We start from the raw sequence: 21442 nt of genomic DNA on the forward strand, positions 1-21442 counted from the left end.
TCTCTCTTAAAATAATTCGTTAATTTTTACGAAAATAGTATTAAGCTGAGTAGCGTTAACACTACGAACGTCAATTTCGATAATGCCTTCGTTGGCTTTGTAACCGCGGCAATAGATTGCTGGGTTACCGTGATTTAATCGTTTAACAATATCTGTTGTGGTGGTACTTAAAACATCATGGTCAAATGCGATTTCAGCTCTTGCAATATCACGACCCGCACTGTCCCATACCACACGAGATTTAACGCCGTTAATGGTATTGATATCAAAGATGAATTTTTCCATCTTAGCGACCATCTCTTGGCCTGTTTCTTTTTCAATTGTCAGGTAATCAGTAATGGCATGGGTTAGTCCTAGGATGCCTTCTTTGCCAACCTTCATTGCTCGACCAATACCTTGAGATTGTTTTCGCACCCAATCTACATATTGTGTTTTACCTACAACCAAACCACTTGTAGGGCCTTCAATTGCTTTCGCGCCACTGTAAATAATTAAATCAGCACCCATAGCAAAATAGCCTTGTAAATCTTCTTCAGCAGCGGCATCAACAATTAATGGCAAATTATGTTTTTGTGCGACAGCAACGGCTTGTTCAACCGTTAAAATACTTTTTTGAACACAATGGTGAGACTTTATATATAAAATAGCTGCGGTATTTTTTGTGATTGCTGCTTCTAGCTGCTCAGCGGAACATTCATTGGCATAACCTGCTTCTTTGATAGTACCGCCGCCTAATGTCACCATGGTGCCGACTGGAGCGCCAAAGTTAACGTTGTGGCCTTTTGGAAGAACAATCTCAGAAGGAACATCATGCGCGTGAGCGTGTAAGTTTTCTAATCGATATTGGCTGTCTTTCACAATCACAGCGGCAACAGATTGAGCGATGCCCGCAGAGGCACAAGAAACAACAACGGCTGCATTAACATTTAAAAGGTTTGCAATATATTCACCGGTTTTTATCACCAGATCTTTCATATCAAAATATTGACCAAGGCCTTCTTTCACCGCATTTACAACGTCTTCGTTTGGCGTTGAAACCCCTAATGCTGTCATTCGACCTGATGCATTAATCACTTCAGTAAGACCGTATTTTTCATGCATTGAAGACATTATGTTGTTCCCCATGTTGTGTAGTAATTAGTTTGCCTGAAACAATACAGGCTAGCGGTAAAAAGGATTCAGAGCCTTTGCGCGAACCTTGCTCTGAGTCTTCAAAGGTACAAGGTTCATTGAGAATATTAAAAATAGTGATATCAGCGTCTTTGCCTACTTCTAATCTCCCTTTCGTTGTTATTTTTAACGCATTAGCAGCGTTGGTGGTGACACATTCGATCACTTGTTCCATTGGTAAGCCAATAGTTAAAAACTTCGACATAATATGAGATAAGCTACGTACAGGGCCCGAGATTCGATTTTTACAGTAAATATCAGAGCTTATAGTGTCTGGATAAATACCTTTCTTAATTGCCTGCTCAGCAACATCAAAACTGAAACTGGCACCGCCATGACCAACATCTAAAATAACGCCGCGTTTAATCGCTTTTTTCATCGACTCTTTTAACTCACCCTCAGGGGTTAAAATTCGGTTTGGTTTCCCGTTATAACAGTGTGTAATGATGTCACCTTCTGTTAGTAGCTCGGCAATATCATCTAAATTTGGTGGATTATTTCCAACATGCACCATTAAAGGTAGGTTGTTATTTTGAGCCTGCATTTCTTTGGCTCTAACCAGTGGTGCTAATCCGTTATTTTTTACTACGCTGCCACTCATTCTTGCTTTAATACCAACGACAAAATTGGAATGGTTAGTAATGGCGGTTTTTGCAACATCTAAATCAATATCACTCATGTCAGCCAGTTCATCTTGTCGTAATAAACCAATGCGAGAGATATTTAAAATACTGTATACGTTAGTTGCACTTTGTTGAGTTAAACGATAAAAATCATCGATGTCATCAGCACCAACACTACCGGCATCAACTACGGTAGTAACGCCATGAGTAACACCAATTAAATCTGGTTCGTCGTTGTAGATTGGCGATAAAGGGTAGCAATGAGTGTGTAAATCAACCCAACCAGCACTAAGGTAGTGTAAACCTTGTAAATCTATTGCTTTAGTCGCTACTTCGTTGATATTAGAGCCAAGTTCCGCGATTTTTCCATTTAGAATAGCTACATCGATAATGTCGCCATTTGTTAGTTTTCCGTTTTTTATCAGTAAGTCATACATAATTCTTACCTGTATTACTAATGCCCTCTCTTATTGAAAGAGCATTAATGTGGAGAAGATTAGCCAATAGCGACTGGGAATAGAGAACCAAATACCATTGCACCGATAATTGCACCGCCAGTGATTGGCTTTTGCCATTGATAGAATGCAAGCGCACCAATTAATGAACCGATACCAATTGGAATTGACGCGGCAATTGCAGATAGAACAATCAGTGGACCTAAGAATCTACCTGATGAGTTACCTGCACCCATCATGACATCAGCACCATAAGTCGAGTTACTTTGACCAATGGTATATTTACGAGCCAAGATAATGATGTAGCCAATCGCTAAGCCTAGTAAGAAGCCGACAATCAATGAAGCGACGAAGTTTTCTAATGGGTAAACGATACCAGCACCGAGCAGCAGGGCAGGAACACCTAAACCAACACCCGTTTGAACCGCGCCACCAATATCTAAAATACCAACCAGTGAACCTTCAATGATTCGAGCGAATAAGAAGCTCGCACCAAAGGCAGCTACTGCACCATATACACCACTGTCCATTCCTGCGCGTAACATCGATACGAATGCCACTTCATTAAATGCGCCAATGCCGTATAAATAGTACATGTGTGTACCAGCAAACACGCCTGAAGACAGCAGACCTACGAAGAAAGGAAAAGACCAATCTGCGTACCAAAAGTTATTCTTTAATTTGTCATCCATTTTCAACTCCAGACTTACTGATTGCCGCTAAGGGTGGTATGAACATTCTCTAACCAAGTAGGAACGGTGAGCCTGAAAGACTCGATAAGCTCAATGTCGAATCCACGGAAGAAGGCACTCATAACAAACAGAGTGATAACCGCTGCCAGCATGATTTTAGTAACTTTATTCCATCCGCCATCTTCAACGCCTTTACCGATTAAGATGCCAAGAACAAGGCCTGGTACAGCGTTACCCATGATCATTTGAGCAAGGCCACCAAAAATAGTTGCCCAAAAACCAGAGCGACGGCCTGCTTCGATAGCGGCTAACCAGAAGATTACTGGCATCGCAATGTTTACGAGTAAATTAGCGGCAGGAACTAGAACTTTTACCGCGGTAATTTGTAGGCTCTCAGGAACAGCAGACGCAGTTGAGTTTAAAAATGCCACGACAATCATGCCGATAATGCCACATGCAATACCCATTTTTTTTGGATCATGCATTGTCTCTGCAACATTTTTGTTTTTAAACATTAGAGCTGCAGCACCCCAGTGAGGGATGATTCGATGGTCAACATCTTGAGTGAAGGCACCCGCTGCAACAGAAGACGCCCATGCGTTAAAGAAGAAGCCAAGGCCAAAAGAAAAGTGAGATGCAGGATCGCCTTCACAAGAGTTAAGTTCACCAAGAGTACGGAATGCGCCCATACCTTGAACGGTTGGAGCGTGGAACATACGAGCGGCACCCACACCGACGCCCACGCCCACTAAAGCCCCTATTATTAGAGACTTCATTAATATAATTAAGAACATCTATATATACCTTCCATTTATATATTTAAATAAGTTTTACTATTTAAAGCGAATAGGTTTTTATATTGATTTAAAATCCAGTTGGTCAATATTAATAATGGTGACATTAACAGTGACATCTAATGTTACTGAATACGTGGCTTTATTTCGTGGTAAAAAGAAAAACATAAACTTTTCTATTCTTTCTTTTTTGTCCGCAGTAATTAATTTCACATCAACAGGTTCTATACGTAAAATAACTTGTTCATTATCTTTAAGAATTGTTTTTTGAATATTATTTAATGCGGCACTGAAAGCTGATTGTTTTGTATTTCCATCACCACTAACCGTTACGGTTGTTGTAATAGATTCTTTCATATTAGCTTCTGTATTTTTTAACAAATGCTTCAACCAATTTTTGGCCAAGTTCTTCTTTATCCATGAAACCAAAACCTAAAACGTTGTAGCCTTCATTAATAGCTGTTACGCCTTCTTCAACAGAACGCATTCCATATTTTGCTTTGTAGCCATATTTGTTTTGAGCTGTGATTGCACCAGCGCCGCCGCTGCCACAGAAAGAAATACCAAAGTCTGCTTGCTCTTGGTTCATGATGTCACCAAGCTTCATGTCTGCAGCCATTCCAGGAATAACGGTAACAATACCACCTGCTGCTTCAGCGCCTAAACCTACTTTTTGCCCTTTACCTAAGCGGTCGCCAATCACTACTGTTATATTTGTCATGTTATGCTCCAAATTCTTCGGTTAATTCGTTTTCTTTTGCCACTTCAAAGTGAACAGATAATAAATAAGATTCTTCGTACGCTAATGTTGGAAATAAATTAACAACATCTTCTGCTAATTTGTGTGATGATTTTGATATTTCATCAAACATGTCAATTTCAACTTCGGGTAATGGTTCATGAGTATGAGATCTAATTACCATTGCTTTTAAGTGAGAATAAAGCATTTGTTTTTGAACACTGTCTGGAAATATTTTCTCAGCTCTTAAAATAGAAATTATTTTATTGAACGTTGAATCTACTTCTTCAGTGAATAACTCTTCATTAATTTCTAGAGTAGGACTATCCACGTTTTATATTTCCCTTAAATAATAAGTTTTTGTGTTTAACTTGATGATGAAAGAATATAAGTGGAAGGGAAAAGTGAACAGGGGTAGTTTTTCCACTTTGAAGTGGAAATTGGAAGGTGTTGGTGGGGTGAGTTCAAAGTTTTAAATTTATTTACTTAAATATTATAGGGTTATGAACTGGAAATCGCAGTAATGGAAAGTGGAAGCTAAATTGAGAGTAATGAGTTTTGTGATTCTGGTTGGATTTTTAGATTGAATTGGAAGTTAAGGTTTGGGTCGTAGATAAAAGAAACCCCGACGAGTGTCGGGGTTTATCATAAATCATTAGAATTAGTCGTTGATTGCAGGACCAGTCCAATCCATGTTGAAGTTGATATCACTAAGAGCTGATCCCCAATCATTAGAGACTTTACCCATAATGCTGTAGGTTTCATTCGCATTTAATTTGTAGTTGTTGTTCATACCAAGTAGGAATGAAATAACAGCGTTTGGTGTTCCATTTTCTTCCGAGGTAAAGCATCCAGAGTGATGTAATTGGTTACTGTACTCATTATTCCGAGAAATTGAATCGGATGTTACGATGAATTTTTCAAAGATAGGACCGTCACCATCGATACCTTCGAATAAACCGTCACAGCTCACACCATTAATCCAAACTTTAATATAATCATGACTGTTGCCAGGGCTATTTTCTGCTGTATTCATTTGCAGTGATGTTGATCTCAGTACATATTCACCATCTTGCTGACCTGGCCAGTATAGAGGTGCATCACGTAACTCTGGACCGTCATTTGAGTTTACATTAATGCGTTTTTCTGCATCTACGTTATCGGCAAAGAATGTTTTTGTTTCATGCTCAATTTGACCTTGTTCTTCCATTGAGAAAAGAACTGATTTAGAACCAATTGAGATTTCATCCATTGGTGCATTAGTATCGTCATTAATTGAGACAGTGAAGGTCTCTGTTAATTGTTCGCCATTTTCGATGAAAGTAAATGTAGCAACAATGTTGTTATTTTCATCAATTACGTATGTACCATTGTCATCTTGTGCAAAAATTTCATCTGAACAGGTATTTTTATTTATTGATGAGCGATTATTACTTAATACTATCCCGTTTTCAAAACTGTACGTATCACACCAAACACGCGAGTAGTTGTTATTGTCGATACCGTCACCATCATCACTACCACGCTCTAAAACATACCAGTTTTTATTTTCAAGAGGGTGTTTTCCGGCTGGTGGTGGTGTTACTTCATCTGCTGGTTGAACATTTGGAAGTGTTAACATCACCATTTCTGATTCAATGTCATTATCTTCGCCACCAGAGAAGTTGATCCCTTGAGCTAGATATAGAACAACACCATTGGTTACTTTAGTTGGGGTACCTGTTAATGTAACTAGACCACTTTGATCAACGCTTACTTCAACGCCGTTAATTGGGTTTTCTGGTAGTGTATTATCATACTCTGCGTAGTTAGCATAATATTGAACATCACCATTTACTGCAGAATCAAACAATTCGTTAATGTTTAATGTTTGGTTAAATTCAGTGCCAACTTTTAATTTCCATGCTGCTGCTTTCGTTTGTAACTTGGCTTTAGCATTTGTATTTATTGTGATTTCACCAGCCTCAATAGCAGGTAATGTGAAGTTTGCAGCTTCAGAAGCTAGTCGAGTTGCAGGGTGACCATCATCAGCCGTAATCGTAAATACTAATTGGCCTAAGTGATTAGGTTGAGGGTTACCTGAAATAGTGATTTTGCCAGTATTTTTATTAAATGCAGATGTTAAACCTGATACCACTGAATTAATGTTCGTTGTATAAGTTAAAGCATCACCTTCTCGGTCATCAAATAAGCCATCAACAGAGAAAGTTTGTGAGAATGTGGCACCTTGTTGTAATTCCCAAGAATTAACCACAGTTTGAATGCTTGCTTGAGTTTTAGTGTCTACAACTGGGGCTGTGTTTAGCATCTCAACTTTAAATGAGAATGTTGTGCTTAGTGTATTTAATACTTCAGTGTCTGCCTTTGCTTTATCTTCAGCTGTTAGCGTAATGGTATAGATATCTGACGTTGGTTGTAGATTTTCAGCTGAAAGAGTTAGTGTTTCACCTACTAAATTAGCTGTAATTTCACCTTTACCGTTAATTTCTACCACTGCTTGTACATTAGTTTGCGTATTGTCGTACTTGTCTTGGAATAGGTTTGCAGGAATAGTAATTGTGGTATCTAGAGATTGACCTTCAGTGATAGCTAATGCACTAATTTCTTTTTGAATGGCAATTTTAGCGCCTTCATTCACTAATAATTTGTAGTTGGTAATAATAACATCTGGCTCTGAAGGATTAATAACAGGCTTTTGGTTTAATAAATCATCAGAACCCATTGTTTCATCAGTTACGATTTTTTCAGACTCTTCTTGAGCAACGGCAGCAATTTCAGCTGAATTTTTCTCATAAACAGCAGGGTTCTTTGCTTTTGATTCTGTCAGAATTTGTGCTGTTTTGTGTAATTTAGCGCTTTCTAAATTTGTCTTTGAGTCTTTTACGAAATCAGAGAATAGATCAATAGGCTGCTCTGTTGTGCCACCAAGCGCAGTGGTTACTGCTGCGATTGCTGCTTCTTCACTTACTGGATTTTCAGCAGTGCCTTTTGCCATTTCGATAGCAACAAGGTCAGTCAGTGGAGAAATTACAGCGGTTTTATCTTCAGCTGAAATAGGTGTACGGAAAACCACGGCATTAGCCATTGGTTGACCTTCATAGTCCATATCCGTTGTGTATGTATTCATGAAATCAGCGTAAGAATCAGCAGCAGGACTTAGTGCTGCTAGTTTTATTGCAAGATCTTTGTCTGTATCGCCTGGTTTTAATGTTTTAAGAGCAAGAGAACCTTGGATTTTTACTCCCTTTGGTAGAGTAATCTTACCGTCAGCCTTGGTAAGACCAAATACAGTATCAACATTAACGTCTAGAGAGCCGTTGTTGTTTACATCATCAAACACCACTGCATTCTTAAAGTAACCATCAAAACCGGTAATAACGATACCACCTGCTGAAGGAGTTTCAGTATTTATATTATGATCTGAACCACCGTCAGAACCTCCATCAGAACCACCACAACCTACTAACGCAAATGCCACTGACGCTGCTAATAAACTTACCTTTTTCATTCTGTTCAATCCTTTTTGGTGAGGGTAGCCTTCCCCTCAATAGTGTTTATTTATTTGTAAAACTCAAAAGTGCGACACTTTTACGCCGATTCAAAAAGCAAAACAAGACACGAGAAATAGGAAAAAAACCGTAAAATTTATTTTATTTTTTTATCAACCGTACTATTGGTTTTTTGGAATGAATCACTCATATTTCGCACCCAAAAATACATATAGGGATGAACAATGAAAAAAATATACTGGTTAGGTTTATTGCCATGTTTTGCAATGGCACATGAGGGAGAAAAAAACTATGGGTATTCGTATTTTACGTTTGGTTTAGAAAATGTAACGTATCAAGAATATTATGGAGGGGTGCAATCAAAAGTCACTATTACAAACCCGGTGTTAAATAGTGGTGGTTTGTATTACATCAATGATAATTTTGATTTTTCGATAGATGCATTAGCTTCTTTTTCACCTCAAAGCGCAGAGGAGGATTGGGAGTATTACAGCCATTTAATGCAAACTAATCAGTTTGAGTATTTAAAAACGGCGACCAATATACAATTGCACTACAAGCTTACTGATGAGTGGCGAGTAATAGGTGGACCAGCACTTACTTATCAAACCTATACTCGTTACGGTATGAGAAATCATAATGGGTTCACCAATAAAGCGTTTTATGGGACATGGGAAGAAACGTCGACCGATATTTTTGTCGATTTAGGTGTGGCTTACGATAATGGTTCACTGTTTAGTGATAAAAAATGGAAAGTAAGCGGACGAGCTGTACTAGGTATGCCAATTTATAGTGTGACTAAAAATACCAAATTTGAAGATAATACTTTTAATGATTTTGGTATTAGGACATCCATTGAAGGAACCGTTAGTTATGAAATAATGAAAGGGCTTCACTTGGGATGGTACGCTATGCTTGGTTATGAAAAACGTTTTGAAACCGATAAACAAAAAGTACAGTTTGAAACGTGTGTCACTATGGTTGATGGTGAATGTACAGAGCGTGAGAATAAAAGTGGATATGCGACGTTGCCAGAAGCTGATACGTACACCTTCAGTACTGGCTTTCAAGCACTTTGGAGTTTTTAGCCTACGATAGGTCAACAACTAAAAGAGCCATGGGCTTGCTCTTTTAGTTGTTATTTATTAATGAGTTAGTTTAGATTTGGTTCGTGATAAATTAAATTGATCTTAAACTCTTCAACTAAATGAGCAAGCTCTGGTTTAGGCTTGAGAACGTAACTGTAAACTTCTCCATTTACTAACTCATCATAATTAGAATAATCTAAATCCAGATAAGAATAGCGTTTTCCTGTTTCTGAGTTTATCCTTTCTTCGCATTCTATAGGATCGATATTATTTGGTGCCAATGAACTTGTTGTTATATCTGCATATACCCCCTTCCCACCTAGTATTGAACTTTGGTAAAAAGACAGAACATGCTTACAAGTGACATCATGAGTATCTGAATTAATATTTAAGTCTGAATCTAAATCTCGCCAATTTGGGTTTATTAGACGTGAATCCATCATGTACATACCAGCAGTCCCCTTAATGTAATGACCTTCCATATCTTTAGGCAAAAAGTATTCAAACTTTTCCATTTGGTAAGGGTATTCACCTGTTACTACATTAAGTCGCGATTCCATTGCAGCTTTATTTTTTAATATTGTGTAGGTTTCAAATTTTTTTCCATTATGGACGGTGGTGAGCAGGCTTTCTCCTTTTTTGTGACTGGATTTATATTCATGTTTAATTTCCCAGTGCTGCTCTGCGTTAAATACTGAGCCGTTACTAGTTAAAATTAGTTGATTCTCATCGGCTTGATAAGTTCCTATTTCGGTTAAACGATCCTCTTTTGGGCATGTTTGTTTATTAGTTGATGCTGCATAGAAAGCAATATTATTGATGAACTTAAATGCTTCACAATAGACTATTTCATAGTCGTAACTACTACCGAGAAAATTTTTGGATGTTTCTAGGCGGTACAGTGTTTGTCCAATTAATGCATTTTCACCTATAAGGTTCGAGTCTTCGGTTGAAGGGAGTGAAAAGCTTACTTGTGCCCAAGAGCTTTCATCTTCTCCATGATGATCATCTTTAGCTGAAATTATGAATTTAGTTGGTTTTTTATTTTTTATAGGGGTACCAACCAAAGTCAGCCCTGCTTTATTGATTAAAGATAAGCCTGGATATGAAAAATGTATTTTTGTGGTAATAAAATCATCGTCTTCATCATAAAAAAGTCCATGGATACTGAAAGAGTACCTGATGGATGTTGATTCAGTTAAGTCCCATGCGTAAATCATTGTTTGAAGTTGCTGTTGGATTTCTTTATTGATTTGGGGCTTTTGATTCCCTTTTGACCCTAATTTGTCAGCGTCCTTTAATAAATTATCTTCTTGAATGTTGTATTTTTCATGCTCGTTATTCTGTAAATTTTGTTTTTCAATTTGAGTAGGCGAGGATTTTTCTATTTTTTTATTTTTTGTAATGGTTTTTTTTTCTTGTCCATGTTTTTTAATCTCATTATTTATGAGTATTTTTTGTTTATCAAAGCTAGAAAGAAAAGCTTCATCAGAAGAGGGTTCTTTGATACTTGCTTGTGTCTCTTGCTCTATTGGTTGAGTGCTATTGGATGGTGAAGATAGAGCTGAATGTAGCCAAAAGCCACTCAATGTAATTATTACTATTGGAATTAAAGGTAACGCGTATTTTTTCATATTTCTTACATCATGCGAGTTTGCAGCCAGCTGCGTGAAAATTTTAAATCCTTTTCTATTAGGCTTGGACTGCATTCTAATAATTGGCAGATTTCAGTATTTTTCATCCCCATTAAGTACTTTAATTTTAAAGCGCTGGATTGGCGAGGGTAGCGAACACTAAAGCTATCTAATGCTTTGTCCATTGTAATTAGTTGTTCAAATTTATTATGCTCACCTTCTATTGATGTTAATGGCTGACGTTTTTGAGCTTGTTGTGAACGAGCGTTATCAATCAATATTTGACGCATTACTTTAGTCGCCATTAAGAAAAAATCACGTTTTGTTTTTATGTCGGTTAATTCTGCATTTGATAGTTTGATGTAAGCGTCGTGTATTAATGCTGTTGTACTATTTACGCTATCAGAAAGTACGTCATTATTTTCACCGTATTTTTCTGCATTACGCTTACGTTCTTCTTGAGCGATACTATGTAATTGTAAATAGGCGAATTGATATAAATGACTTTCGGCTTGTTTATCACCAGATTGCCAGTTTTGAATGATTCGAGTTAATTCTGTTGTTTTCGTCATGAAAAGGATCCCGTTATATTTTGCTAAATTCAGAGACAGTAAACGTATTTATTTCTTCTGTGCCATCAGATTGTCGTTGAACGGTTTGTCGGTACCGATAAAGAATGCCTTGGTTCCATTCTTCTCCTGCTGGTAAGTACTCCCACGTTGTATGTTGTGGTTGATTTCCGTTTTGATACCAACGAACGAGTAAGTTCATTTGTTCTAAATGTGCGGTTTTATTTTCGTTATTAATCCACCACATATCGGGATATTTTTTCGTTACATTGAGAACGTAATGCTTTTCATTTTGAGAGCAAGAATCTTTGACTTCTGGATCTTGAAAAATAACGCCTTGTTTTATTAATAAGCAATATGAATTAATGGTTTTACCCTGATATTGGGTTTGGCGCCAAATCCCCTCGAAAGGAATGTTTTTTCCTTTTTCTTTTGGGTAAGTAAATATTATTTTTTCACTTTGATTTTGATGTTTGATGTGTTCATTTGGACCAAGTCCTTGTACTTTTTCCATAAATAATTCAGTTTCAGGATCAAAATTCATTGCGGTTGTGCGATATTTCCAATCTCCTTCATCGTTGTAATTATCTAAAGAAAAACCATTTAAATCATTACGAGTACATCCTGTATTTGCACAGCCAATCAATCCTTCCCAATGTTTAAATTGAGAGATATGTGTTTTTTCAGAAGATAATGATTTTGTTTTATCTAGAAAACAGCCATTAAAATAATCACCAACGCTTGGGTATTGAATTAAATGTGTTTTATTGATTGTATATTCTATATTGCCAAAAGGAGGGCTAGATCTAGGGTGGTTACGGTATTTAAGGTCGTATGCACAAAGCCTTCCTTGTGAGTCTTTCTTCTTAATGATGATATGCTCAAGGCGTTTATTTATTGGGTGGTAGATGATTTCATTTGATGTGAAATTATTTTCTATGTATTGCTGACTTTGGTTTAAATGATTGACTGCTTCTTTGACTGACACTAAATTTAAATTGAGATCTTTTGTTGATTGATCCAATACATTAAGGTCAATGTTTTTTAACTGTTGTTGAAAATTGATATCAGAAAGCATTTTACTCGCTAAAATAATTTCTTTTCGATCGTTTGGGGTGCTATCAAGAGAAAGAAGCAATCGAGTAAGGTTAATGCTTTTGCTCGGTGTTGTTGTTGTTAATGTAGGCGTTATTACTTCTTGCCCTGATAGCGTGCTAACCAAATACCCATTCTCATCTTTTCCTAAAAAAAAGCGAACAACATCTCCTGAGCGATAGTTAAATGCGCCTTTATTTGTCGTCCCTGAAAGTTCAGAGCTTGTTTGGTAGTAAAGTCCAGTCACTGGTGAATCAATAAAATAACCAGTATGAACTTCAGTTGCAGAAGCGGCTGAGATTGTTTCTATAACTATATAAATTAGTAATAGAGATGAGGGTATTGTCTTTTTCATTAAATAGACCTTTTCTTACTGAAATTCTTACAGTGTTTGTTGTTCTTTTTCTATGTTCTCGCTGATTACTTTGTGCTTTGTTGGTATTGGCGTCATCATAGCTAGCAGCATTTTTTGTTTTATATGAGTCGGTAAATCTGGATTAGAGAGGATCCTACGTCGAGTTAATTCCAGCATCGAGTTGATAGATACTTTAGAAACATCTCTTCCTTTTGAATGAAACAATAATTGTGTGACCTCATACATCATATTTTCAGCAACTATTTTTTCTTGTTCTAATTGGTGGTTTTTAAAGATCAAAAGGCCAGAAAAAAGAAGGCCTGATAATATTAATAAAACCAAAAGAAACGATGGCACAGGCTTTCGTTTTAGTAAGCAATGAAGCACATATAAAGGATTTTGTTGTTTTAATGTAATCGGTTGAGAGCTGACGACTGATTCAATGTCGTGACGCAGATCTTCTACGGAGTTGTAGCGTTTAGATAAATTTATTTGCGTTGCTTTTTGTTGTATACAAGCAATATCGTGTTTGCTTTCTAGATCTGGGAAAAGAAGGTGTAAGATTTTTCCGAGAGAATACACATCACTTAATGACGTTAAGTAATCTCCTTTTTTTTGTTCTGGGCTGGCAAAATGCTCACTATAAGCAACAAGTTCTTTAATACCACGGCCTCTACTGTTCTGTACTTTTTGAGTTAAGTTAAAATCAATCAGTTTTGGGCAGTGTTGCTTATCGATTAAAATGTTTTCAGGTTTTAAATCTGCATGTAAAACATCATTTTGATGTGCATGTTCTAAAGCTTGGCAAATTTGGCTAAACAACAGCAATTTTTCTTTTGGTGATAACGGTGTGGAGTATAAAAATTCATTGAGCGTTGTCCCAATAACTTTTTCCATAACGACATAAACCGTTCCTTCATGCTCTCCACCATCAAAGACTTTTGCTATATATGGGTGATTTAAGCGTGCGAGTAATTGCGCTTCTTCAAATAGAGCATGTTTATCTAGCAAGTTATTAAAATCAGGTTGAATGAATTTAATCGCAAGTTCTTGTTCAAACGTTCCGTTATTTCTGTATGCAGAATATACGACACCCATCCCACCACGACCTAACTCTTCTGTGATTTGGTATTTATCAACGATTTGGTGGCTAAAGTCCCATTCAACATGAAAAGCTTGTTGCGCGTGAAAGCCAAACAGATCTGAGAAGTGGTCTGAAGTAGTTATATTAAGTAATGGAGTGACGTCACGATAAATATCAGGATGACTATTTTTTAGGTCATCAAGCATCTTTCGTTGTTGTTCGTCATCAAGATCCATTAAATGATAAAAGACTTGAGTTGGAGAGGTTATTAGCTGCAAAGAATTAATTTATAAGAATTATTTTCGCGTACTGTATAGATTTATATATGGAATGTGAATGATTTTTATCATTTTTGAGAACAATTAAGACGTTTTATTTAATTGCGTTTTTAACGATTGAAAAACAGGCTGAAAATTTTGTTTTTTGCCTGATTTATAGTCATTGAAAAGGCTTTAGTTCGTATATATTAAATGTGAATGACGATAACTTTTACATATACGTAATAGTCATTTGCCTTTTACTGGGATAGTCATTTCTCAAATAAAGATTACACTTATCTCATCAAATCGAGCTAAGAATCTACTAAGGTAATCATTATGGCTGAACACAACACTCCGCAATTTCAAGTTGGACAAACGTTTACAGATCACCCATTTCAAGAAGGTGATGGCGCAATGCTTGAGTTGTTCCGTAATGACTTACCAAATATGCTTTATGTTGGTTTGGGTAATATTACCGCCGACGAACAAGCGATGTTAGGCCAAACTGGCGCGCAACTTGGTGTAATTACCTCTGATAATGGGGGTTGTTTAGTTGTCGTTAGCTTTGGTGATCTAGCGTTTGAAATGCAATTAAACTCAGCTGCTATTCCTGACGATTACTTCACTGTGACTGAAGATAAAACATTGTCTGTTTCGATGATTGCAGTAGATACAGCAACCAATTTGTTATGTGCGATTCGTGAATTTAAGCTACCTGAAGAGTTAAGCCGTCAGTTTATTGAAGTAACTAAAGCACAGCGTGAGTTGGGTAATGTGGATGCGGTTAATATGGAAAATATGCAGTTAATAAACTCGTTAACGCCAGAAGCCCTGCAAGAAAAAATGGAATTTCATCCACTACAAAGTGTGATCGCAGCCCCAACGTGTGGTTGTGGACATAGCCATCATCACGATCATTCGCACTAAATTTAAATATCTGAACTAGGAAACTATTTATAGGAACGTTTGTCCTAATGGCACTCATTCCTATTTTGGTAGCTAACTAGTTTATGCAACTTGCGCTTTACAGACATAAATTTCTTAGATGGCCCCTCATTCTCGTGTGTTGGGTTATCTTTGTCTGTGCGGCAAATAATATTGGTTTATTGAGTTCGTGCTCTTTGCCGTTGAATGATCCTGCATCTAATTCGGTCCAGCAGAAGTTAGACGCAGAGCAAGGTAAAAATGGGTTAACCGACAAATGTGAGTTATCGGATCATTTAGTCCATTTTGAACAACATCAAGTTGGCGAGCATGTACTTATTGTGCAGATATTTACAGTCCTATTAATAATAGGGTTGCTGTTATCTTTTAGTTATACCTCCTTATTTACAGAGCCCATTCTTCATAAAGGAAGGCGGCTTCATCTCAAGTTCTGTGTTTTTAGAGAATAAATAATCGAATGTTTTTATCGACATTCGACGTATATTTATTTTTTAAAGGAAACACAAATGCAAAAATCAGTAATGACAGCACGTATAGTCCTCTTTGGGCTATTCGCGATGCTGTGCAGCGTATTTATATCCGTTGCTCAAGCAGAAACTCCGAATACTGGGTGGCTTAAAAACCCAAATCATACCCCGATTGAAACTCGTTTTGTTCTTACAGGGCAAATCAATAAAGTTGATCAAACCGTTGCTGGATTCTTAGAAATTCGTCTTTCGGGCGATTGGAAAACCTATTGGAGAAGCCCTGGCGAAGGGGGAATAGCCCCTAGTATGGATTGGGATGACTCTCAAAATATCCGTAATATTGATTGGTATTGGCCTTACCCAAAACGTTTCGACCTACTTGGTATTGAAACCTTAGGTTATAAAGGAAGTGTTATTTTTCCGATGACGCTCCATATTGACGACCTCAATAAGCCAGTTACTTTTAAGGCTGATCTCACCTTGTCATCTTGTACCACTATCTGCGTACTGACTGACTATCCATTTGAACTGACGTTCACTCCTACCGATTTAACGCTTTCTAAAGAAGCGATGCACGTTTATGCCCAAGGGCTAAGTCAGGTTCCGAAAGAATCGGCATTGATCAGCGATGTGAAAGCGGTGTGGGATGCGACAAAAATGCAGCTTCAGGTTACAGCAACCAAAAAAATGGGATGGATTGCGCCTGATGTCTTGGTTGATGGCCCTTCCGATGAAATGCAGGATGATAATTTCTCCCGTCCAAAGATTGATGTGGATGGCGATAATATTACCGCAACTTTTGATGTGAGTAGTTGGATGGGTACCCCCGACCTAACCGGTGAAGATATCAGTGTTACCTTAAAAGATAAGGAATTCATTGCTGAACAACCTGCAAGTATTGCTGATGGAATGATCACAAGCAGTAATGGACTCCAATCCATCGTAAAAATGATTCTATTTGCTTTATTTGGAGGTTTACTTTTAAACGTAATGCCATGTGTATTCCCTGTACTGGGAATGAAGTTAAGTAGTGTTATTTCAGCTCAAGGCCTTGAGAAAAAACAGATTAAATTGCAGTTTTTAGCTTCTGCAAGTGGGATTATTTTCTCTTTTTGGCTTCTTGCCTCTTTCTTAGTTGTGCTCAAGTTATCGGGGAGTGCCATTGGGTGGGGGATTCAATTTCAGAGTGCGTGGTTTATTGGCATTATGGCTCTAATTACGGTGCTATTTGGTGCCAATATGCTGAGCTTATTTGAAATCCGATTATCATCAAATACCAATACTTGGATAGCATCAAAAGGGAATAACTCCTATTTTGGTCACTTTATTCAAGGAATGTTTGCTACCTTACTTTCTACTCCTTGCTCTGCGCCTTTCTTAGGTACAGCCGTTGCTTTTGCTTTAGCAACAAATATTCCAACCATGTATGGCATATTCACCGCGTTAGCGCTTGGTATGGCGTCTCCGTGGATATTGGTTGCTATCTTCCCATCTATAGCTCTTTCGTTACCAAAACCCGGACCATGGATGAGTAAGCTGAAATATCTCTTTGGTGGAATGATGTTAGTTACCAGTATTTGGTTGTTGAATTTACTTTCTAATCATCTACCTGAACTTTGGATTTATGGTATTGCAGTGATAGCGGGAGGCGTAATTTTACTGAGAACCGTTCAAGTTCACAGTAAAAAAGCGGTGGGGTGGTTGAGTATTTTATTTGCGGTCACGTTTGGTTTTGGCACCGTGATAGACAGTATGACCTCAACGGATCTCCTTCCTGCTGAACCTCAATGGGTCCCCTTATCGAGTGAATCTATTCAGCAATATGTCAATGAAGGGAAAGTGGTATTTGTTGATGTTACCGCTGATTGGTGTGTGACGTGTAAGGCGAACAAAATTGGAGTGTTGCTTCAAGAGCCGGTTTATAGCGAGTTAAACAGCACCAATGTTATTGCTATGCAAGGAGACTGGACAGTACCTAGTGAAGAGATTACTACTTATTTGCAAGAGCATGGCCGATTTGGTGTGCCATTTAACGTGGTTTATGGCCCTAGTGCGCCAAATGGCATCGAACTTCCGGTTATTTTGAATGAAAAAGTCGTTATGGACGCGATTAAAAAAGCGGGAAGTAAGCAGTAATGAGAAAGAAAATGAAACGTTGGGGTAAAGAGACACTTATTTATCTTGTTGTGATCATTGTTCTTAGCATTGCTGTTGATGCATGGAGAACCAAAGATATGCCAGTTAATACCGCCCCTGTTCTTGAGGGGATAAGTGCTACCGGAGAGGTTATTGATGTCATTGCTATGAGTCAAAAGAAACCAGTCATCGTTTACTTTTGGGCGACGTGGTGTGCAGCGTGTCGATTTGTGACGCCAACGATTAATTGGTTCAGTGACTCTTATCAAGTTGTAGGAATAAGTACAAGTTCAGGAGAAGACAGAAGAGTATCTGGCTACATGGCATCTCATAATTATACCTTCACCAACATTAATGATACGTACGGTGATATTTCAAGAACGTGGGGTATTCGAGTAACCCCAACGATCGTCATTATCGATAAAGGCGAGATAAAAAATATCACCACGGGGATAACAACACCTCCGGGCTTACTTGCTCGCTTATCACTTATTTAACGAATAAATTTGGACAATGAATATGAAATTTAAAACGAAATTAATCACAACACTGGTAATGGCATGCTTATTTTCTCCTTTTGCTTCTGCAATGACTCAGTCAGAGAAAATTGAAGATATTAATGAGATGCTTAAAGGAAATCCTACGATTATTGATAGTCTTCATGAAAGTTTAGCGATGTATATTGTTCAACAAGGTAACTATCAAAAAACATTGGCGGATTATCATGATTATATGTACAACAATCCAGACCTTCCGTCGTTTGGTGCCAAAGATCCCAAGCTAACTATTGTGGTGTTAACTGATTTAAGTTGCCCGTGGTGTAAAAAATTAGATCCAGTTTTAATGAAATTGGTCGATGAGCATCCTGATGACCTTAAAGTTATAAACATTTATGTGCCACTTAAAGAGGGTTCAAATCCGACGAACTCGGCAACCTTTGCAATGAGAGTATGGAAAGAAAGCCCTGAGAAATTTAATAAGATCAATGAAACCTTATTAAGTAAACCTGGAATTCACAATATGCGCTCTATTATGAAGGTCGCTAAAGCAAATGGTGCAGAAAAATACGTATCAACTAATAACGAAGTGAAAGATATGGTGGCGAAGAACTACCAACTATTTACGGACTTAGGTGTGCGAGGGACACCTGCTATGTTGACCGATGGCCAACTTCTTCCGGGATATTTACCTTATGAAAAATTAGCGCCAATGGTTGAAGCTAAAATCGCAGAAAAATCGGGTAAATAGTTACTTTAGAATTGAGTCTACCGTGATTTAAAAACAAAAACGCCGCCAATATTAACTATTGGCGGCGTTTTTTATCGTTAAAACAGTCTAAAAATAGACTATCGCATCGTTACAAATTCTTCAGAACCTGTTGGGTGGATAGCAACAACTGCATCGAAATCAGCCTTAGTTGCGCCCATCTTCATTGCTACTGCAAAACCTTGGATCATTTCATCAACTGTGAAACCGATACCGTGTAGGCCAACGACTTTCTCGTCTTCACCCGCACAAACTAGTTTCATTTTACAAGGTTGACGGTGCTTAGTTACCGCTGTGTACATTGCAGTGAAGCCTGATGTGTACACTTTTACGTTGTCTTTGCCGTATTGCTCGTCAGCTTCTTGTTCAGTAAGACCAATCGTGCCAATCGGTGGGTGGCTAAATACAACAGTAGGAACTAATGTGTAGTCCATTTTTGCGTTTGTTTGACCGTTGAATAGACGCTCAGACAATAAACGCCCCGCTTTAACTGCGATAGGAGTTAGCTCAATACCGCCTTCCATGATGTCACCTACACAGTAGATGCCTTTCACGTTAGTTTCTTGGTATTCATCAACTTTGATGTAACCGCGATCGTTAGTAGCAACGCCTGTTTTTTCTAGGTTGATAGCATCAGTCGCAGGGTGACGACCAATTGCCCAAATTAGCGTATCAACGTTTTGTGTTTCACCATTTTCTAGGTGAAGTGTTAGGCTGCCATCCGCTTCTTTCACTACTTCTTTTGGTACAGAGTGAGTATGAAGAGTTGGGCCTTCTGTGTTCATCACTTCAACTAGCGTATCGATGATCATTGGGTCAAAGCTACGAAGAGGAGATTCTTTACGGCAGAATAGGTGAGTTTCAGTGCCTAGAGAATGAAGAACACCAGCGATTTCAACCGCAATGTAACCTGCACCAATAACCGCAACACGTTTTGGTTGCTCCATTAGTTCAAAGAAACCGTTTGAATCGATACCGTGTTCAGCACCTGGAATATTTGGGATTGATGGACGACCACCAACAGCAATAAGAATATGATCCGCAGTGTAGTGTTCGCCATTAACTTCAACAGTGTTTGCGTCTACAAACTTAGCGAAACCTTTAATTACATTGATTTTATTGTTACCAAGAACGCGATCGTAAGATTCATGAATACGACCAATGTAAGCTTGGCGGTTTTCAACCATTTTGCTCCAGTTGAATTTTTTCAGTTCAACATCAAAGCCGTAATCTTCAGCGTATAAGTTAATCGCTTCAGCAACTTGTGCACCATGCCACATCACTTTCTTAGGAACACAACCTACGTTTACACAAGTGCCGCCAAGCTCTTGCGCTTCAATAAGAGCAACTTTTGCGCCGTGCATAGCCGCACGGTTTGCTGATGCGATACCGCCAGAACCACCGCCGATACAGATATAATCAAAATGCGTAGCCATTACTTTCTCTCCAATAATTTTTTAATTCTTTTTACATACTATGTATGAAATGCGACCAAATTTTTCTTTTTCAAGGTCTATTAGGTTTCAGGTCGCTTCGCTTGCAGGTTTCAGGAAGGAGATAAAACTGAGCAATGCTATCTGCTTTTCCTGAATCCTTTGAGGGAGCTTGCGACCGGCCTGAACCCTTATTTTTTATTCTGGAACAATCCACTCAACTTTAAAGTGACCTGTTGCTGGTGCAATTGCTTCTTTTAAGAAAGGCAAAATAGTGTTCATTTGGCTTTCTAATTTCCACGGTGGGTTAATGACGATCATGCCAGATGCTGTCATGCCACGCTCGTTAGTATCTGCAGAAACACCCAACTCAATTTGTAGAATGTTACGGATATCTAATTTTTTAAGTCCTTTAATCATATCGTCGATGTCACAACGATTAACCACTGGATACCAAATCGCATAAATGCCTGTTGCCCAGCGCTTGTGGCTTTGGCCAATAGCGTTAACGACATCGTAATATTCTTTTGCAAGCTCATAAGGTGGGTCGATTAGGACTAATCCTCGGCGCTCTTTTGGTGGAAGACTTGCTTTTAATCGTGCAAAGCCGTCTTCTTTATAAATAGACACTTGGCGATCACGGTGGAACTCTTGCTCAAGCAGAGGGTGATCAGCAGGATGAAGCTCGGTTAATACCATACGATCTTGACGACGCAGGTGAGCATGACCAACACGAGGTGAGCCTGGGTAATAACGCAGCTCTTCACCGTCGTTTAATTCAGTGATGGCATTTAGGTAGCTTGTGATCTCTTCAGGAAGGTCAGTTTGCTCCCAAATGCGAGCGATACCTTGCTTGTATTCACCTGTTTTTTCAGACCATTCATGCGTTAAATCGTAACGACCAACCCCTGAGTGGGTGTCGTGATAAACAAATGGCTTATCTTTTTGTGTTAATGAATTAAGGATAAGGCTTTGAACAATGTGTTTAACCACATCGGCATGGTTGCCTGCATGAAAACTGTGACGATAACTTAGCATGGATGAACTCTCACTATTGGAATCACATGATTATACCCAAGTTTATAGCTCAATGTGTCTACTCTTGCATCAACCATTGAAATTTTATCC

19 protein-coding genes are annotated in these 21442 nt (G+C 38.2%); 5 read left to right on the top strand and 14 right to left on the bottom strand.

Annotated features, from left to right (window positions below; translation table 11 throughout):
- Positions 1-6: 6 nt before the first annotated feature.
- The 8 genes from BTO22_RS19440 to BTO22_RS19475 form a co-directional block, all read right to left on the bottom strand.
- Positions 7-1110: a DgaE family pyridoxal phosphate-dependent ammonia lyase gene (locus BTO22_RS19440; RefSeq protein ID WP_060994045.1), complete on the bottom strand. Its 1104-nt coding sequence runs from the start codon at positions 1108-1110 to the stop codon at positions 7-9.
- Positions 1094-2230: an amidohydrolase/deacetylase family metallohydrolase gene (locus tag BTO22_RS19445; protein ID WP_105056914.1), complete on the bottom strand. Its 1137-nt coding sequence runs from the start codon at positions 2228-2230 to the stop codon at positions 1094-1096. The genes BTO22_RS19440 and BTO22_RS19445 overlap by 17 nt, the downstream gene beginning before the upstream one ends.
- A 59-nt stretch (positions 2231-2289) precedes the next feature.
- Entirely contained in the window at positions 2290-2940 is a 651-nt protein-coding gene (locus tag BTO22_RS19450) for a DUF4310 family protein (RefSeq protein WP_060994043.1), read from the bottom strand.
- A 14-nt stretch (positions 2941-2954) separates the two neighbouring features.
- On the bottom strand, positions 2955-3734 hold the full coding sequence (locus BTO22_RS19455) for a DUF4311 domain-containing protein (RefSeq protein ID WP_060994042.1): 780 nt from the start codon (positions 3732-3734) through the stop codon (positions 2955-2957).
- A gap of 60 nt (positions 3735-3794) precedes the next feature.
- The gene (locus BTO22_RS19460) at positions 3795-4091 is read right to left on the bottom strand and encodes a DUF4312 family protein (RefSeq protein ID WP_061005512.1); all 297 of its coding nucleotides are present in this window, start codon (positions 4089-4091) and stop codon (positions 3795-3797) included.
- 1 nt (position 4092) lies between these two features.
- The gene (locus BTO22_RS19465; protein ID WP_105056915.1) at positions 4093-4455 is read right to left on the bottom strand and encodes a glycine-rich SFCGS family protein; all 363 of its coding nucleotides are present in this window, start codon (positions 4453-4455) and stop codon (positions 4093-4095) included.
- Between the two features lies 1 nt (position 4456).
- Positions 4457-4804: a transcriptional regulator gene (locus BTO22_RS19470; protein WP_105056916.1), complete on the bottom strand. Its 348-nt coding sequence runs from the start codon at positions 4802-4804 to the stop codon at positions 4457-4459.
- Between the two features lie 330 nt (positions 4805-5134).
- The gene (locus BTO22_RS19475) at positions 5135-7981 is read right to left on the bottom strand and encodes an Ig domain-containing protein (RefSeq protein WP_105056917.1); all 2847 of its coding nucleotides are present in this window, start codon (positions 7979-7981) and stop codon (positions 5135-5137) included.
- A gap of 225 nt (positions 7982-8206) precedes the next feature.
- Here BTO22_RS19475 and BTO22_RS19480 point away from each other — a divergent pair, with 225 nt between their 5' ends.
- Positions 8207-9070 (top strand): hypothetical protein, encoded by an 864-nt coding sequence (locus BTO22_RS19480; RefSeq protein ID WP_060994037.1) that lies wholly within the window; start codon positions 8207-8209, stop codon positions 9068-9070.
- Between the two features lie 65 nt (positions 9071-9135).
- On the opposite strand, the gene BTO22_RS19485 is transcribed toward BTO22_RS19480, so the two are convergent.
- Genes BTO22_RS19485 through BTO22_RS19500 form a run of 4 tightly spaced genes read right to left on the bottom strand, consistent with a single transcriptional unit; the run spans position 9136 to position 14085 of the window.
- Positions 9136-10704 (bottom strand): hypothetical protein, encoded by a 1569-nt coding sequence (locus BTO22_RS19485; protein WP_105056918.1) that lies wholly within the window; start codon positions 10702-10704, stop codon positions 9136-9138.
- A gap of 5 nt (positions 10705-10709) precedes the next feature.
- Positions 10710-11276 carry an ECF-type sigma factor gene (locus BTO22_RS19490; RefSeq protein WP_060994035.1) on the bottom strand — a complete coding sequence of 189 codons (567 nt, stop codon included), beginning with the start codon at positions 11274-11276 and terminating at the stop codon, positions 10710-10712.
- A 13-nt stretch (positions 11277-11289) separates the two neighbouring features.
- Positions 11290-12723 (bottom strand): chromosome partitioning protein ParA, encoded by a 1434-nt coding sequence (locus BTO22_RS19495; RefSeq protein ID WP_105056919.1) that lies wholly within the window; start codon positions 12721-12723, stop codon positions 11290-11292.
- 27 nt (positions 12724-12750) lie between these two features.
- Positions 12751-14085 (bottom strand): serine/threonine protein kinase, encoded by a 1335-nt coding sequence (locus tag BTO22_RS19500; RefSeq protein ID WP_060994034.1) that lies wholly within the window; start codon positions 14083-14085, stop codon positions 12751-12753.
- A 318-nt stretch (positions 14086-14403) separates the two neighbouring features.
- Between BTO22_RS19500 and BTO22_RS19505 the strand changes: the two genes are divergently transcribed.
- From BTO22_RS19505 to BTO22_RS19525, 4 genes are all read left to right on the top strand, one after another.
- On the top strand, positions 14404-14994 hold the full coding sequence (locus BTO22_RS19505; protein ID WP_105056920.1) for a hypothetical protein: 591 nt from the start codon (positions 14404-14406) through the stop codon (positions 14992-14994).
- A 524-nt stretch (positions 14995-15518) separates the two neighbouring features.
- Complete coding sequence (locus tag BTO22_RS19515) at positions 15519-17615, top strand: protein-disulfide reductase DsbD family protein (RefSeq protein ID WP_105056922.1); 2097 nt, start codon at positions 15519-15521, stop codon at positions 17613-17615.
- The gene (locus tag BTO22_RS19520) at positions 17615-18112 is read left to right on the top strand and encodes a protein disulfide oxidoreductase (protein WP_061030533.1); all 498 of its coding nucleotides are present in this window, start codon (positions 17615-17617) and stop codon (positions 18110-18112) included. Before BTO22_RS19515 ends, BTO22_RS19520 begins: the two co-directional genes overlap by 1 nt.
- Before the next feature lie 22 nt (positions 18113-18134).
- Entirely contained in the window at positions 18135-18863 is a 729-nt protein-coding gene (locus BTO22_RS19525; RefSeq protein WP_105056924.1) for a DsbA family protein, read from the top strand.
- Between the two features lie 98 nt (positions 18864-18961).
- Here the strand turns inward: BTO22_RS19525 and gorA are convergent, their stop codons facing one another.
- Entirely contained in the window at positions 18962-20317 is a 1356-nt protein-coding gene (gene gorA, locus BTO22_RS19530; protein WP_105056925.1) for a glutathione-disulfide reductase, read from the bottom strand.
- 195 nt (positions 20318-20512) lie between these two features.
- On the bottom strand, positions 20513-21352 hold the full coding sequence (locus tag BTO22_RS19535; protein ID WP_105056926.1) for a 23S rRNA (adenine(2030)-N(6))-methyltransferase RlmJ: 840 nt from the start codon (positions 21350-21352) through the stop codon (positions 20513-20515).
- Positions 21353-21442: the final 90 nt, after the last annotated feature.

This window comes from Aliivibrio sifiae (assembly GCF_002954705.1).
Lineage (GTDB): Bacteria > Pseudomonadota > Gammaproteobacteria > Enterobacterales > Vibrionaceae > Aliivibrio > Aliivibrio sifiae_A.

Excerpts from the sequence above, each read along its gene's own strand:
- BTO22_RS19440 (WP_060994045.1), bottom strand. The coding sequence starts at position 1,110 with ATGTCTTCAATGCATGAAAAATACGGTCTTACTGAAGTGATTAATGCA.
- BTO22_RS19445 (WP_105056914.1), bottom strand. The coding sequence starts at position 2,230 with ATGTATGACTTACTGATAAAAAACGGAAAACTAACAAATGGCGACATT.
- BTO22_RS19450 (WP_060994043.1), bottom strand. The coding sequence starts at position 2,940 with ATGGATGACAAATTAAAGAATAACTTTTGGTACGCAGATTGGTCTTTT.
- BTO22_RS19455 (WP_060994042.1), bottom strand. The coding sequence starts at position 3,734 with ATGTTCTTAATTATATTAATGAAGTCTCTAATAATAGGGGCTTTAGTG.
- BTO22_RS19460 (WP_061005512.1), bottom strand. The coding sequence starts at position 4,091 with ATGAAAGAATCTATTACAACAACCGTAACGGTTAGTGGTGATGGAAAT.
- BTO22_RS19465 (WP_105056915.1), bottom strand. The coding sequence starts at position 4,455 with ATGACAAATATAACAGTAGTGATTGGCGACCGCTTAGGTAAAGGGCAA.
- BTO22_RS19475 (WP_105056917.1), bottom strand. The coding sequence starts at position 7,981 with ATGAAAAAGGTAAGTTTATTAGCAGCGTCAGTGGCATTTGCGTTAGTA.
- BTO22_RS19480 (WP_060994037.1), top strand. The coding sequence starts at position 8,207 with ATGAAAAAAATATACTGGTTAGGTTTATTGCCATGTTTTGCAATGGCA.
- BTO22_RS19485 (WP_105056918.1), bottom strand. The coding sequence starts at position 10,704 with ATGAAAAAATACGCGTTACCTTTAATTCCAATAGTAATAATTACATTG.
- BTO22_RS19490 (WP_060994035.1), bottom strand. The coding sequence starts at position 11,276 with ATGACGAAAACAACAGAATTAACTCGAATCATTCAAAACTGGCAATCT.
- BTO22_RS19495 (WP_105056919.1), bottom strand. The coding sequence starts at position 12,723 with ATGAAAAAGACAATACCCTCATCTCTATTACTAATTTATATAGTTATA.
- BTO22_RS19505 (WP_105056920.1), top strand. The coding sequence starts at position 14,404 with ATGGCTGAACACAACACTCCGCAATTTCAAGTTGGACAAACGTTTACA.
- BTO22_RS19515 (WP_105056922.1), top strand. The coding sequence starts at position 15,519 with ATGCAAAAATCAGTAATGACAGCACGTATAGTCCTCTTTGGGCTATTC.
- BTO22_RS19520 (WP_061030533.1), top strand. The coding sequence starts at position 17,615 with ATGAGAAAGAAAATGAAACGTTGGGGTAAAGAGACACTTATTTATCTT.
- BTO22_RS19525 (WP_105056924.1), top strand. The coding sequence starts at position 18,135 with ATGAAATTTAAAACGAAATTAATCACAACACTGGTAATGGCATGCTTA.
- gorA (WP_105056925.1), bottom strand. The coding sequence starts at position 20,317 with ATGGCTACGCATTTTGATTATATCTGTATCGGCGGTGGTTCTGGCGGT.
- BTO22_RS19535 (WP_105056926.1), bottom strand. The coding sequence starts at position 21,352 with ATGCTAAGTTATCGTCACAGTTTTCATGCAGGCAACCATGCCGATGTG.